11 protein-coding genes are annotated in these 13740 nt (G+C 52.4%); 5 read left to right on the top strand and 6 right to left on the bottom strand.

Annotated elements, in window-relative coordinates; translation table 11 throughout:
* The 4 genes from H6F80_RS17865 to H6F80_RS17880 all read right to left on the bottom strand — a co-directional run.
* Positions 1-2017 (bottom strand): cellulose biosynthesis cyclic di-GMP-binding regulatory protein BcsB (locus H6F80_RS17865; protein WP_190792876.1); only part of this gene is annotated, 2017 nt, incomplete at its 3' end.
* Positions 2018-2216: 199 nt separating this feature from the next.
* Positions 2217-3515, bottom strand: coding sequence for a family 8 glycosyl hydrolase (locus H6F80_RS17870; RefSeq protein WP_190792877.1), 1299 nt, complete (start codon positions 3513-3515; stop codon positions 2217-2219).
* Between the two features lie 77 nt (positions 3516-3592).
* Positions 3593-5959 carry a tetratricopeptide repeat protein gene (locus tag H6F80_RS17875; RefSeq protein ID WP_190792878.1) on the bottom strand — a complete coding sequence of 789 codons (2367 nt, stop codon included), beginning with the start codon at positions 5957-5959 and terminating at the stop codon, positions 3593-3595.
* Between the two features lie 471 nt (positions 5960-6430).
* Positions 6431-7099 (bottom strand): hypothetical protein, encoded by a 669-nt coding sequence (locus tag H6F80_RS17880; protein ID WP_190792879.1) that lies wholly within the window; start codon positions 7097-7099, stop codon positions 6431-6433.
* 827 nt (positions 7100-7926) lie between these two features.
* Between H6F80_RS17880 and H6F80_RS17885 the strand changes: the two genes are divergently transcribed.
* The gene (locus H6F80_RS17885) at positions 7927-8211 is read left to right on the top strand and encodes a hypothetical protein (RefSeq protein WP_190792880.1); all 285 of its coding nucleotides are present in this window, start codon (positions 7927-7929) and stop codon (positions 8209-8211) included.
* A gap of 256 nt (positions 8212-8467) precedes the next feature.
* Positions 8468-9871, top strand: coding sequence for an argininosuccinate lyase (gene argH / locus H6F80_RS17890; protein ID WP_190792881.1), 1404 nt, complete (start codon positions 8468-8470; stop codon positions 9869-9871).
* 110 nt (positions 9872-9981) lie between these two features.
* Here the strand turns inward: argH and map are convergent, their stop codons facing one another.
* Positions 9982-10812, bottom strand: a complete 831-nt coding sequence (gene map, locus H6F80_RS17895) for a type I methionyl aminopeptidase (protein WP_190792882.1) — start codon at positions 10810-10812, stop codon at positions 9982-9984.
* Positions 10813-11049: 237 nt separating this feature from the next.
* Between map and H6F80_RS17900 the strand changes: the two genes are divergently transcribed.
* Entirely contained in the window at positions 11050-11469 is a 420-nt protein-coding gene (locus H6F80_RS17900; protein ID WP_199296656.1) for a VOC family protein, read from the top strand.
* Between the two features lie 149 nt (positions 11470-11618).
* On the opposite strand, the gene petL is transcribed toward H6F80_RS17900, so the two are convergent.
* Complete coding sequence (gene petL / locus H6F80_RS17905) at positions 11619-11711, bottom strand: cytochrome b6-f complex subunit PetL (RefSeq protein ID WP_190792883.1); 93 nt, start codon at positions 11709-11711, stop codon at positions 11619-11621.
* Positions 11712-11850: 139 nt separating this feature from the next.
* Here petL and aroB point away from each other — a divergent pair, with 139 nt between their 5' ends.
* Positions 11851-12948, top strand: a complete 1098-nt coding sequence (gene aroB, locus H6F80_RS17910; protein ID WP_190792884.1) for a 3-dehydroquinate synthase — start codon at positions 11851-11853, stop codon at positions 12946-12948.
* Between the two features lie 24 nt (positions 12949-12972).
* Positions 12973-13740 (top strand): AI-2E family transporter (locus H6F80_RS17915; RefSeq protein ID WP_190792885.1); only part of this gene is annotated, 768 nt, incomplete at its 3' end.

Consider the following 13740-nt stretch of genomic DNA (forward strand, 5'->3'; position numbering starts at 1 on the left):
CGCTAAGCCCGATCGCCACCAAACTCTTCTCGGCTTTCACTTCCGGCGTCACATCTTTAGCAAGATAGGTTTGAAGCTGGATTGACTCTGATTGGGTAATGCGCCCCAGTCTGCGGCTTAGCGCCAGCAGCAAATTCATTTCAGCATCCGAGGGTTGATCGGGTAAAACCACTGCGGTGGTCGAGAGATCCTGCGGCGCAGCCAGGGGAAAGCCCGCCTTTACCAAATTCAGATCGGGCAGGCGAATCACCGTATCACGCACCAGATGAACACCCGTATCGCTGTGAACTGTACCCCAAAGCTGGCGATCGGCTTCCAGTCCGCACACTTGATTGTCCTGCGGATGCAGCATAAACCGGACATACAGTTTCGAGTCAGGACGCACCCCATCATCAGGCAGATTCACCGTAAACGAATGGCGACCTCCATTTCGAGCGCGAAGCGGCTCTGCGCCCAGCGTAATATTGTCCAGCGCGACTTCCACCGTGGAATTGCGGGGGTTGACCTGAGGGCTGTAGCTGTAATTCAGCGTCACTGTACTGCCGCGCAGCACCCGATCGCCCGGTAAGGTCTGAAAAGGAATCTCGACAGGAGCCGCTCTGGTTCCCCGTACGGTTTTATCCACGAAGAATGCGTTGCGATCGATCGAGACATCGCTCAGTTTAAAGCGATCGGCGTTGGGCAAATAGCCTGCCCAATCCCTTGGTTCTGGTGATTGGGGCGACTCTAGATTGTTTACTAAGAGAGCCTGCCCGGTTCCGAGCTGACGATCTTTGGTCTGTACCAGAAATTGAACGGCTTTGTTCATTCCAGCAGTGCCGTTTCCGGCAGCCACCAGGACGGGAATCTGCTTTTCGGGCAGCGTGGTCAGCATCAACACGCCCACATCATCGGGCAGCGGCTTTTGCTCCCCGTCGAGCATACGTCCCTCTTTCAGCGTAAAAGGTAGCTTCAAGGTCACTAGCAAAGGTTGGGTTGCGGGTGTGCCCATAATCACGAGGCGTTCCTCGGTTTTAAGCTGGCTAATATTGTCTACTACGCGGGTTTTGAGCGGATGAAAGCCTATCAGCCGTCCCAGCTCTGCCTGATAGCGAGTCATCGCCGTCAACCAGTCAGACTGCATCGTTTTTGGACGCAGATAAGCAATCTGGTTTGGCTCAGGACTGAACTCATCGGCGATCGGATAAGGATAGCGGCTAAAGTCCAGCGTGACGGGCTGCGGCAAAAAGCTGAACACAATCTTCGACGTGGGCAAAATCTCTGTCCATAGCGTGGGCGTGTTGGGATTGGTACAGTTTTCGTCGGTTTGCTGCTCTGCCAGAATCGAGATCTCATTCTGGTTCTGGATTAAATTGACTGGAATGTTAAAGGCAACCTTTCCCGTCTGATTATTTGTGCGATTCAGCGGCACGGTGCCCAACGTCGTATCGTTAATCCGCACCGTCAGATTCGACTTTTTGGGCAACAGCGATGCTGACTGGCGAAACTCGATAATTGCCTTTGCGGACTGCACCTGCCAGTTGCGCGCGCGGGTAAAGCCCAGCCGCACTTCAGGATAAACGCCTTCTAGCCGCAGCCGATTTCCGGTTTCCGGGCTACGGTTAAACTCCCACACATATTCCACCGGATTTGGTTTTGCAGAAGTGTCAGCCTTTTTCACATCGCTGCTTTCCGTCCGGGCAACCGGAGCAGGCGCACTCATCGCACGACGCGGAGCTGAGTAAACAGGAGCAGGCGGTTCCGGGAAATAGGCAGGTTCGGGTGAGTAGCGAGGGGAATACACCGGAGCTGGGGCAGGACGATATACCGGAGCCGGGGCAGGATCTTCAGGCAGAGCAAATTTGCGAATCACTTGTTCTTCTGCTTGCTGAAGTGGCTGAGTTGCTTGGGCGCGATCGCCAACCGCAACTAAGCTCACAGCGATCGTGCTACAGCAAAATAACAGCAGCAAAATTGCAAACCGGAATGATTTTCGAGAGAACCAGAATCGAAACAAATTAAACCAGTCAGACATCATAGATTTTAGGAAGGGTAAATGAATGATGCACTTACCATCGAATCAAACAGTAAATGCACAGTGACTTGGAAAGTGCAAAAATCAACTACAGGCTTGAACTAATTAACTGACATTCGATTCGTTGATAAAGTCGTGAAAAAACCAGAAACCGACACACCACAAGCGGATTACAAACTAGAGAACAAGCTGAAGAACAAAACTAAACACCTGAAGTCAGAGCCTGAGTGAAACCATGCTGCGCCTTGCGCCAATCGACCGTTAAACCATAGGGAAACGCCAGCCCAAACCAGGCAAGATTCTGCGTGTAATAAGCGATATCGTTATCCCAAAAACCGTTTTGATAAGTGGGAATTAGCTTTTGCTGCTCAATCTGGGATGCGATCGATGAATCAATGGCAGTAAAAGCGGCATACAGCATGGCATACTGTGCGGTCGATTCATAAGAGACGATCGCTTGTCCCTCAAGATCAATCCGCGCCAGAATTTTTTGCTCGGTCTGCCACTGTTTTTTCAAGGGTTCTAGATGGGTTTGCAGAAATCTTTGGGCAAGCGGCTCCTGATACCAGACCGCATCAAGCGCAACGCGCCACCACACCCGGTAGGCATCAAAGCTATAAAGCGATCGCAGGGAAAAATTGGGCGGGGCGGGTTCTAGCCTTCGCGTACTCAGGTTCAACACAATCCAGTCGCTCGGTAGTCCAAGTTTCGAGATCGCTGCCCCATCGTTGAGAATTTCGTAGCTACTGTTTACCAGACTCATCCAGTCCCGTTCCGGGTCAATCCCGGCAAATAGCCGAAACGCAGCCGGAGCAAAATAAGACGGATTCAGCACCAAGCGATCGGGCGCAGTAGACCCTGTAGGATCATCCGACCGCAGAAAGGCGGCGATCGGTCCCGGCAGCAGATAGCGACGACCAGATTGATTGAAAGAAGCCGCAGGCACGTAGAAGGTCGAAACTTCCCACAAATCCTCTAGCTTGGTACGGGCAAGACCCAAATATTCAGGACGGTTCCACCGCCGCGCCGCCAAAATCAGCGCAGTAATCGCATCAATATCCGCATCACTGGCAAAATTTCCGTCGATCGTCCCCCAGCTGCCCTGATCCGTCTTGCCCCATTTCCATGCCCACAGCGAATCGGTGGGACGACCCTGAGCATCCCGACGCTGCAAGTTGGACTCCGCCCAGGCAAGGGTTTGCTCAAACGTAGGGCGATCGTCCATCATCACCGCTCGCAGCATGGCATATGCCTGTCCTTCAGACACCGTGCGATCGTTTGCTTCGCGATCGATGACTCTGCCATCTGCCTGAATAAATCGCTGCTTATAGGTTTGCCAGCTTTGCGACAAAATTTCTGCCCGTTTCGCAGACGCATCGGGTTCGCCAGCAGGCGAGACAATCAGAATCGGCGAAGGGGCTGCCACAGGTGGAGCAGCGGGCGTACATCCACCCAGCACCAGCGCGGTCATTCCTGTTAGGAAAAGCAGCAGTTTTGTCATGCGTGAATCGCCAAATGAATCAGCAATGAAGTAACAGGTGAATTAACAGACCAATCAACAGCGAATCAACAGATCAATCAAGAGCGGCTTTCCCACGGCAGCGGCGTATCTTCCTGCGGCTGAAATTCGGCGGAGGGTAGCGGAGTCGGCACAGGACTGACAGGGATTTGATTTTCTGCCTGACGCCTTTGCTGAGCCTGCCGGAGTGCCGGAATGCTGCGCTTCAAAACGCCTTCCAGGCTGGAGAGGGCATTGCGGGCGATCGTGTGATTGGGTCGGATTGCCAGCACTTCACTGTAGAGATCCACGGCGGCATAATAGCGTCGCTGCTGAAATCTCACCCCGCCCAGGGCAGACAGAGCGTCCACATTTTGAGGCTCCCGCTTGAGAATCTCCTCATAGGCGGCGGCTGCCTGGTTCAAATCATCGACCTGCTGAGCAATCTGACCCTTGAGAAAGTAACCGGTCAAATCATCAGGGTCGCGGGCAATTAGCTGATCGACGTATGCCATTGCCGCCGTTTGATTTTGCTTTGCAATGACTTCCGCCAGCCGCACCTGTACCCCAATTTGGGTTGGGTCTGCCTGGACCAAAGCCCGATAGAGCATTTCGTAAGCCGGGTTCGCGGGCAGCGCGGCAACCAGACTATACAGCTCTGGCGGAGTATTCGTGAGCGGCTGACTGGTTAACCAGCTCCGCAGAATCGCTTCTGCCTCCGATCGCGACAGCATATTTGCCTGATATTGCAGGCTGGCTTGTCCAAGCTGCTGGGCTGGGTCTTGAGGATTGAGAGCGATCGCCTGGTTATAAAGCAGCAGTGCCTCCCGGTACGCTCCCTCTGCCTGCCGCACTCCGGCTAACCCTTGCAGTGCCCCACCCAGAATGTCCGGGTTCTGGGGTTTGCTATCAATAATGGCTTGATAGCGGCGAATACTGTCTTCCAGATTGCCCTCGCGCTGATCGATCGCCGCCAGCAGCAGTTCTGCGACCAGATTGGGCTGCTCAGGGGATGCCTGCTTATAGGTCGCCAGCACCGATCGCGCCGTGTCGTATTTGCCCTGCCGCAGATACATCTGAGCAATTCGGAAATAGAGCATTGGCTGAGCCACGCCCGATCGCACCAGGTTTTCGTAAAGCGGCAGCAGCATCGGGTTGGGCTGCTTAATCTGGATTAATGCGTCAGCGATCGTCTGCTGTTGGTCTGCTTCTGGGGGCAGCGTTTGCAATAGCTGAGTCAGCCGCGTCAGCAGATCCGCCTCGGAACGTTTGCTGCTCTCATACTCCAGCACCGCAAGCCGAGTTTGCAAGCCGCGATCATCCGGCTGAATTTGTCCCAATCGCTGATAAACCGCAAGGGCAATGGATTGGGACTGAGGAACACCTGCCAGCACGTCCGCAATTTCTCGCTGCGTCTGGACTGACACTTCTGGATCTGTCAGCACCGACTGAAACAGCGCAATTCCCTCATTCAAGAACGCTTCTCGATTCCTAATCGGCGCAGTCGGGATTTGTCCGATCGCCATCAAAGTCCGCCCTAGTATCATGCGCGAATCCGATCGTTCCCGCAGAGGGGCCAGCGCAGTTGTAGCGCGATCGAACCGTTGCAGGGCGGCATAGGTTAAAGCAAGCTCTGCCCGCATACGAATGGCATCCGGCGTGAGCCTGCGCTGCGATCGAAGCTGATTTTCTAGCACCTGAACGGCAGCGGTCGGTTCTCCGGTCAAGCGCAAAACCCTGGCATAGGCAATCGCAGGATCGCCCTGAAGCGGTTTACCCGTCTGTCGATAACGATCGAACAGCGTAAGACTCTGAGTAAAGTTACCTTGATAGCCGTATGCCTGCGCCGCTCCCAGCAGCACTTCGGGAGTGGGGTCTTTTTGCAGCACTTTTTCGTAGTCTGCGACGGCAGCGTCAAACTGTCCCTGGTAGATATATAGCAAAGCACGCTGGGCAAGGGCTTCCGCGTCTTCTGCATTGCGCTGAATCAGTTCGCTCAGGGCAGCGATGCCGCGCTCGTGCCATTCAGGACGATAGCCGCCTAACGTTCCCAGGCTCAGCCGGGCTAAGCGGTTATTGGGATCGATCGCCAAGACTCGCTCGTATGCCTGAAACGCATCAGCATCCCGTCCGGCACGACGATAGGCGATCGCTAAACCCAAACGTGCTTCAAGCGACTGGGGCATTTGCTGAAGTAGCTGTTCAAACCGGGCAATTGCCTGATTCACTAAGCCCTGATCCAGCAGCGTATAGGCATTGAGCACAGAAGAAGGAACAGTTTGGGCAGAGGCACTGAGCAAAGCAAGGGTCGAGCTTCCCATACTCCAGAGTCCCAGACTCAAAACCGCACTCCAGGCGAGGCGATAGGACAGGCGATGGGGCAGACTTGAGGCGAAGCGGTTCCCCTTCCGGGGTAGTCGCGGACGAAAGGGAAGAGAGGAATTCATACGGCTAATTCCAGTTGGAATAAATTTCCAAAGACACAATTCCTGAATGGACGCAACGAATCAGTGCGAAATCTATTAATTCTGAATCACTGAAGTTTTGCAGCACACCCAGCAGGGAACCCAATTAAACCCAAAAGAATGAAATCGTTATTGAGCAACAACAGATCAATTATCAGTTATCAGTCACGAATAACCAATGACCAGCGACCAATGACCAAGACGATCGCCTCCACTTATTGTTGTCTTAACTCAAGCACATGATTTAGACATTCGCCACAAAACAGTCGAAGAATGAAACCGTGAAATCACATGAAGCAAAACAAAAACCAATCCAATAAATCGAATTAAATGGCAATTGCGAACAGAATGGAGTGTAGACCGAAGACTATCAGTAAAATCAACAGAAGTAAGCAGCAAAAATTGACGATCGCAAACCTAACTCAACGAACACAAGTAATTATTTTTCCTGACTCAAGCACGAGCCGAAGCATTGACCGAAGGATTGATCGAGTGAGCGATCGAATCTCTGGATTCAGGGTTTTGGAGCTGTTCAACCTGATTCGTTAACTGCTTTAAAGCAGTCTTTAATTCCTCGATCTGAGCAGATGCCTGATGGTGGAAACCGGACTGATGGGCGATCGAGCTGTGTGAATTGGAGCTGTGTGAGTTCGAGTTATGCGAGGCAGCATAGTGCGCCGGATTTGCATGAACCGGTGCAAAGGTAGATGCAGAATGAAGGGAGGCTGCCCCCGGCAAAACAGCATCACCCGGATCTAAAAAAAAGCTGAGTCCTTGACTTTGAAGCCTGGACTCAGAAAACTTGAGACTTTCAACCTGGTGTTCCTGCTGTCGAAGCTGCTGTTCTAGCGCAGATACCCGATCGCGGGTTTGATTCAGCGTTCGAGCCGTGTTTCGCCATTCAGTGAGCGACAGAGCAAGCAGCCCAACTCCGGCACTCAGCCCAGCCACAAGCCCCAGATAAGGGGATGCCAGGTCTTGAATTCGACCCGTCAGCAGCGGTTTTTCCTCAACTTCAACGGTAATCGGACGAGAACCCAGGAAGAGCAGGGGCAGCGTTGCAGCCGAAAAAACGAAGCCCGATAGACATACGGAAAGGAGCAAGGAGCGTGAAGTAGCCATGATTTTCAGTGAACTCGTGTAGAAACAACGAATCAGTCGATCGGCTCGGTCTACTTGTTTATACGAGAACAATCCGTAACTTCAGCACAGTACGGATCTTTTTATTCGGAATTTACATAGGTTGCGGAGTTGAATTCAAAATATCCGGCAGCAACGAGCACTTACTATAGCAGGTGAAAGCGAATAGAAGTATCTTTATAAATTTCGTTTGACTAAGTGGAAAAAGTGAAATTTTTTTCGTTCTAAATGTATCGTTTCTAACGATTTTTACGGATTGCTTCCACGTTTTTTCTCCCTAGAATCGTTACCTCATCCTTCCTTAATAAAGCCTATATAAAGGAAAACCGTGTAAAAGAAACCATAGGGAGTTTCAATTCCGTAAGGCACAAATTACGAAGTGCAGATTCAAGCGATCGAGGGTTGGCTGTCCTCAACCGTCTACTCAACTGCTTAAAAAAGATGCCTATTTCATCAGAAAGATTGCCCTAACCAATCGATTGCGGCAGGACTCACTCTGAGGGCTCAGGCGATCGCACCGCTGCAAACAGAACCTCGCGGCATCATCCAGACTATCTCATCATCCAGGCTATCTAAAGTGCCATCCCAAATCGCCCATTGAGAGTTGCCATTTTGAAACTCATCGACCCGAACTCCTTCAATCGCACGAACCGTTCCGCAGAAATCCGCAGAAATGAGGAAGAATCAGGAACAGACCTGGTTAAGGCAGCCCCTTCTGCAACGCTTTCCCAAATTCCTGTGCCGCAATTCCAGAACTGTGGCAAACTAGGTTCGTTTCATTTCCTTCTATTCCCCGATTATCTCTGCTTATGTCCGTTATTCACATGATTGATCATTTGATCGACCCACTCCTGCTCTGGTTGCCTGATGCTTCGTGGAGCGATGCTAGCCATCACCTGCTCGGACAGGTTTCGATCGATTTCCACCATCCCTTCGATGCCATGCAGACACTCCTGGCGGAGCAGTTTGAAACCGATGTGTTTAAGGGAACGCGTACCACTTTGAATAACTTTGTCAAATCGGGTCAAGCCTGGGCAATGCTCGCCGGGTTTGTGATTGGCTATATCGTCCGGGGACTCACCACCTACGGCTAAAAGTCCCACTTCGTCAGCATCAGGTTGAGCAAAACTACGATTGGGCAGCATTCTGGTTGGGCAAAACTACAGTTGGGCAGCATTAAGAAATTGTTTTTCGCAGTTAGGCGCAATACAAGGTTCTAATCTGCTCGTTTCCCAGCGAACAGTTCTCGCAAAACCGATCGCGGTACAATCGCTAGGATTTCGCAATGAACGCGATTTGAACGCACCCTGAATGCGATGATTGACCCGCTCTTGATTGGAGATTCGCGCTTTGAGTAATCTATCTTCTCCACCTGCAACCTGGAGCCAGCGGTTTGAGGCGGCTCTCCATCCGGCAATTGCCCGCTTTAATGCCAGTATCAGCTTTGATCTTGAGCTAATCGAGTACGACCTCACCGGGTCACAAGCACACGCTAGAATGCTGGCAAAAACAGGCATTATTTCCCCCGAGGAAGGAGAAACCCTGGTCACAGGGCTAGAGCAAATCCGGCAGGAGCATCGGCAGGGTTTTTTTAAGCCGGGAGTGGATGCTGAGGACGTTCACTTCGCAGTCGAGCGACGGCTGACCGAACTGGTGGGCGATGTGGGCAAAAAGCTGCACACGGCTCGATCGCGGAACGATCAGGTCGGAACCGACACCCGGCTGTATTTGCGCGACCAGATCCAGATCATCCGGCAGCAAATTCGCCAGTTTCAAACCGTGCTGCTCACCCTGGCAGACCAGCATATCGAAACCCTGATCCCTGGCTATACCCATCTGCAACGGGCGCAGCCCCTCAGTTTGGCGCATCACCTGTTGGCGTATGTGGAAATGACTGATCGCGACTGGGAACGGCTTGGCGATGTCTACAAGCGAGTGGATATCTCGCCTCTGGGCTGCGGAGCACTGGCGGGAACGACCTTTGCGATCGATCGCCACTACTCAGCAGAACAGCTCGGCTTTGGTCGCGTGTATGCCAACAGCCTGGACGGGGTGAGCGATCGAGATTTTGCGATCGAGTTTCTGGCGGCAGCGAGTCTGATCATGGTTCACCTGTCCCGCCTGTCGGAGGAAGTGATTCTTTGGGCATCAGAGGAGTTTCGCTTTGTCACCCTCACCGATAGCTGCGCCACAGGCTCCAGCATTATGCCGCAAAAGAAAAACCCCGATGTGCCGGAGCTGGTACGGGGCAAAACCGGGCGCGTGTTTGGGCATCTGCAAGCCATGCTCGTGCTGATGAAAGGACTGCCCCTCGCCTACAACAAAGACCTACAGGAAGACAAAGAAGCCCTCTTTGATGGGGTCAAAACGGTGCAGGCTTGCCTGGAAGCAATGACCATTCTGATGCAGGAAGGCTTAGTGTTTCGGGTCGATCGCCTCAATGGCGCTGTGGATGAAGACTTCTCCAACGCCACCGATGTCGCCGACTACCTGGCAGCCAAGGGCGTTCCCTTCCGCGAAGCCTACAATCTTGTGGGCAAAGTCGTCAAAACCTCGCTCAGCGCAGGCAAACTGCTTAAGGATCTAACGCTCGAAGAATGGCAGAGCATTCACCCCAAGTTTGAGTCGGACATTTATGAGGCGATCGCCCCGCGTCAGGTGGTTGCAGCGCGCAATAGCTACGGCGGAACGGGGTTTGAGCAGGTGAGACAGGCACTTGCAGCCGCAAAAGCGCGAGTTGGGCAGGCAAGTTAAGACAAACCAGGAATAAACCCTTCCAAAGGGGCAGTTTGAATCATCAAAATGGCTCTCAAACTGCCCCCGACCCGACGCTCAATCCAAGCCCCGAGCAATCACGCCTTCAATCACACCTTCGATCGATCGGTTAAAATCTCGTAGCCTTCTTCCGTGACCAGCACCGTATGTTCAAACTGGGCAGAGAGGCTGCGATCAACCGTGACCACCGTCCAGCGATCGGAAAGGGTGCGGGTGTGCTTGGAGCCTGCATTAATGATTGGTTCGATCGCCAGCGTCATACCGGGTTTAAGGCGGACATTGGGCATTTCGTGGGTGCGGAAGTTGAACACCGAAGGTTCTTCGTGTAGATTGCGCCCAACACCGTGCCCCGTATAGTCCTCTACGATTTTGAAGCCGTTTGCCTCGGCGTGGTCTTGCACCGCTCCGGCAATATCTAAGAGACACTTTCCGGCTTTCACTTGCTCAATGCCTTTGTAAAGCGTTGCTTCCGCCGCCTGAATTAGCTTTTGGGCAGCAGGCGTGACTTTGCCAACGGCGATCGTGATGCAGGAGTCCCCGTGAAATCCGTTAAAAAATGCCCCGGTATCGACCTTCAGCACATCCCCGCGCCGGATCACCTTCTTGGGATTGGGAATGCCGTGAACCACTTCATCGTTAATCGAGGCACAGATCGAAGCTGGAAACCCGTAATAGCCCTTAAAGCTTGGCGTTGCGCCCATTTCGCGAATTCGCTTTTCCGCATGGGCATCCAGATCCGCCGTTGTCATGCCCGGCTCGACCAGCTCAGAGATTTCTTTGAGAACTGTGGCAACGATCGCCCCCGCCTGCCGCATAATTTCAATTTCTTGAGGCGTTTTGATTTCCACCGTGCGTCGCTGCTTTTGAGGACGAACGGACAACGCGGGAGACTTGGACAGGAGATCGGTGAAAATATTCATGAACAGCGTCAGGAAAAGGAGTAAGTTGACAGGAACTCTCGCAGGCAAGGGTAGCGCGATCGATTTCAGACTTTATCCTAACAAGTTCTTTAGAGCCAGAGGACTTCTCTAGAACGATCCAGAAAGCGATCCAGGCTTTGCCCTGTTCTTTAGAATGGAAGGCAGAAGAGAATTTCAAGATAAACGTGCAGAGGCTCGCCACATCTGCCAGTTCAACCGAGTTCTTTCAGCAAAGCAATGATTCAAATTAGCCGCTACCTTCACACCGCAATTCTTGTCTCTGACCTGGAGAAAGCCGATTTCTTCTACGGCACCGTTTTGGGACTGCCTCAGGTCGATCGATCGCTTAAATTTCCAGGACGCTGGTATCAAATTGGCGACGTGCAGATTCATCTCATTGTGCATGAGGAGCTGAGCCAAACGATTCCCAACACAGAAAAATGGGGGCGGAATTCGCATCTGGCTCTAGCCGTCGCAGATCTCGAAGCCGCAAAAGCACAGCTTCAACAACACGGATACGCGCTGCAAATGAGTGCTTCCGGGCGATCGGCTGCCTTCACACAAGACCCAGATGGAAACGTCATCGAATTAACCCAGGAACTAACACCAGAACTAACACAGATTGAAAATGGAACTGAAAATGCAGCTTCAACGTGAGCCGACTTGGAATTGCCGCTCAAGCAACACCTGACAATACCATTGGTGAAATAGAATCCGCCTTTTAAAACTCAAAGTCCCCCATGAATGGGGGATTTAGGGGGGCGATGCCAGATCGCTGCTACTGCTCAAACGATGACAACGATCGCTTAGATCAGCTTTACAGCACGAAGTCCAAAATACAGTGCCAGTGCAAATCCCGTAGTACCACCCACAATCAGCAGATATGCAATTGCTCCCATTGACCTTTCTCCGTCTTTAAAGCAGTAAACATCACATCCCTATTCAAGCATTTTTCGTCCCCCTCCTTTCGCCGAACTGCCCAACAGTCCCTATCAATGTGGAGTAAGATCAGCCCACAGGCATTTGTGGAAGCAAGTCATGAAGTCGATCGTTCGAGTGGAGTTACCGCAGCAGTCTTACGAAGTCGCGATCGCGTCGGGCGGACTGGAACAGCTAGGACACTGGATGCAGCCGCTCAAGCTGGGGCAGAAAGTGCTGCTGGTATCGAATCCCATGATTTTTAAGCAGTATGGGCAGCAGGCGATCGGCTCCCTCACCGCTTCCGGGTTTGATGTAGCGACGGTGATGCTGCCTGCGGGCGAACGCTACAAAACGCTGGCATCGATTCAGAAAATTTATGACGTTGCCCTGGAAAATCGACTGGAGCGATCGTCTACAATTGTCGCCCTAGGTGGCGGGGTGATTGGCGATATGGCAGGCTTTGCGGCAGCGACCTGGATGCGGGGAATTCACTTTGTTCAGGTTCCCACGTCTTTGCTGGCAATGGTAGATGCCTCGATCGGCGGCAAAACGGGCGTGAACCATCCGCAGGGCAAGAATCTGATTGGCGCATTTTATCAGCCGCGCTTGGTGATGATCGATCCGCAAGTACTGCAAACCCTGCCGCCAAGGGAATTTCGGGCAGGCATGGCAGAAGTTATCAAATATGGCGTCATCTGGGACGCGGGGCTATTTGAGCAGCTTGAAGCCGCCGAGCGACTGGATCAGCAGCGTTATGTCAGCGAGGAACTGCTGCACCAAATTCTCTCGGCATCCTGTGAGGCAAAGGCACACGTTGTTAGCAAAGACGAAAAAGAAGCCGGACTGCGTGCCATTCTCAACTACGGACACACGATCGGTCATGCGGTCGAAAGTCTAACGGGCTACAAAGTGGTGAATCACGGCGAAGCAGTCGCGATCGGCATGGTGGCTGCCGGACAAATTGCCGTTGCCCTGGGAATGTGGGATCAGGAGTCCGCCGATCGCCAGAATGCGCTGATTCAGAAAACAGGACTGCCCACCCGATTGCCTGCCGGAATGGATCTGGAAGCGATCGTCACTGCTCTGCAAAGCGACAAAAAAGTCAAAGATGGGCGCGTTCGATTTGTGCTACCGACGGCGATCGGCTCGGTGACAGTGACCGATCAGCCCACGGCTGAGGTGATTCGGCAGGTACTTGAAGTGATGCAGTCTTGAAGCCTGGAAACCTCGTAGCGATCGATGCGAACTTCTGAACTGCTGCGCCGCTATTTGCTCTACGGATTGAGCGGTCCTGTGATCGTGCTGAATCTGTGGGTTTTGGCGCAGGTTTTTCAGTATTTTGAGGGCTTGATCACTCTGGTTGTTCTGAGTGCAGTGCTAGCACTGATTCTCAATTATCTGGTGCAGGGCTTTCAGAAACTTGGCTCCAGCCGAACCCAGGCAGTTTTTCTAGTGCTGATGCTGTTTATAGTGCTGCTGATTGTGCTGGCATCGACGCTGATTCCCATTTTGATCGATCAGACCAATCAACTCCTGCAAGGACTGCCCGACTTGTTACGGGCAAGCAATCAAAACATCACCTGGCTGGAATCGCTGATCAATCGCAACAATTTGCCGCTAGATCTCGCTCAAATTACCAATCAGCTTGCCACCCAGATTCAAGGAATTCTAGCCCGCTTGCCCGAACTTGCCCTCAACACGCTGGGACAATTGTTTGCGTCGGTATTTTGGATTGTGCTGGCGTTTTATATGCTGCTGTACGGCGATCGGTTCTGGAAAGGCTTGATCCGGCTGCTGCCTGAGAAATTTGGCGATGCGCTTAGCCACTCGCTTCAGCAACAGTTTCACCAGTTTTTCCTGAGTCAGGTCTTGCTGGCACTGATTATGGTGGCTTGTCTGATTCCAACCCTGCTGTTTTTGCAGATCAAGTTCAGCCTGCTGTTCACGCTGATTGTAGGCTTATTTGAAGTCATTCCGCTGATTGGTCCAACGATCGGCATTAGCCTG

This window comes from Leptolyngbya sp. FACHB-711 (assembly GCF_014695615.1).
GTDB lineage: Bacteria > Cyanobacteriota > Cyanobacteriia > Elainellales > Elainellaceae > Leptolyngbya_A.

What these genes read in the sequence shown, in the direction of transcription:
- H6F80_RS17870 (WP_190792877.1), bottom strand. Translation starts at nt 3,515, where the DNA reads ATGACAAAACTGCTGCTTTTCCTAACAGGAATGACCGCGCTGGTGCTG.
- H6F80_RS17875 (WP_190792878.1), bottom strand. Translation starts at nt 5,959, where the DNA reads ATGAATTCCTCTCTTCCCTTTCGTCCGCGACTACCCCGGAAGGGGAAC.
- H6F80_RS17880 (WP_190792879.1), bottom strand. Translation starts at nt 7,099, where the DNA reads ATGGCTACTTCACGCTCCTTGCTCCTTTCCGTATGTCTATCGGGCTTC.
- H6F80_RS17885 (WP_190792880.1), top strand. Translation starts at nt 7,927, where the DNA reads ATGTCCGTTATTCACATGATTGATCATTTGATCGACCCACTCCTGCTC.
- map (WP_190792882.1), bottom strand. Translation starts at nt 10,812, where the DNA reads ATGAATATTTTCACCGATCTCCTGTCCAAGTCTCCCGCGTTGTCCGTT.
- H6F80_RS17900 (WP_199296656.1), top strand. Translation starts at nt 11,050, where the DNA reads ATGATTCAAATTAGCCGCTACCTTCACACCGCAATTCTTGTCTCTGAC.
- petL (WP_190792883.1), bottom strand. Translation starts at nt 11,711, where the DNA reads ATGGGAGCAATTGCATATCTGCTGATTGTGGGTGGTACTACGGGATTT.
- aroB (WP_190792884.1), top strand. Translation starts at nt 11,851, where the DNA reads ATGAAGTCGATCGTTCGAGTGGAGTTACCGCAGCAGTCTTACGAAGTC.